General features: G+C 59.3%; 1 protein-coding gene. It reads left to right on the forward strand.

Features of this window, described 5'->3' with window-relative positions:
- Window positions 1-559 (forward strand): hypothetical protein (locus AC1D1T_RS32815; protein WP_477993545.1); only part of this gene is annotated, 559 nt, incomplete at its 5' end.
- Window positions 560-811 lie beyond the last annotated feature (252 nt).

The raw sequence follows: 811 nt of genomic DNA on the forward strand, positions 1-811 counted from the left end.
CCACGATGCCGAGCAGCCCCATGGAGTCAGTTCATGCGCATTCGATTGCTTGAGCAGCAACGAGCTGTTGGCGGTTTGGGTGCGCGGGGGGGTCATGGCCAAACAGGAGGCTGCGCTCATGCCAGTTGAAACAGCGACTAGTGAGACGCGAACTCCTGTGGAGGACACGCGTCTAGATCGGCTCCTTGAGTACACCAAGTTCCACATCGGAATCTATCTCGCTGTCGGCGGGGGCTTGGTTACCCTCATTGGCTCAGCGAGCAAGGCCGACGAGAAAGACTTCCTCTCCAACTTCATCGGCTCGCACGGCGCGCTCGCGTTTGCGCTGCTGCTCATGGCCGTCGCCGGCTTGTCCGGCGGCATCATCGCAAGCTGCTGCACCCAGCACCACACGTTCGAAAGGGTGTGGTGCGAGCGTCAGGGCCCACACAAGCTACGGTGGTTCACAGGTCAAACTTGGGCGTTTATCGAACACTTTTCGTTCTGGCTGAGCATGGTCGCCTTCGCCTATGCAGTGCTGAGCGCGCCCAGGGTGGTCAAATGGCTTTTTGCTCAATGAAGCTTAAGGATTCGTTGATCAATGATTCTGGCGAGCGCCAACGAGTGGCGCGAACCAGAACTGCAGCCGCGATGCACAGCGGCACATGGGCAGCCGCGCCGAGGGTCGTTTGATGCCTTCGACGAGGCCGCCGTTGGCATTCAAGAGACACCTCGGTCCTGGATATCCAGCAATCGTCTCTTGGCGATGGCGATGTTGGCCAGTTCGAACAGCGCGAACAACTACGCCTCGTTCCTCGCCAGTCCCTTGTAG

It is taken from the genome of Rhizobacter sp. P2_H3, from assembly GCF_056403355.1.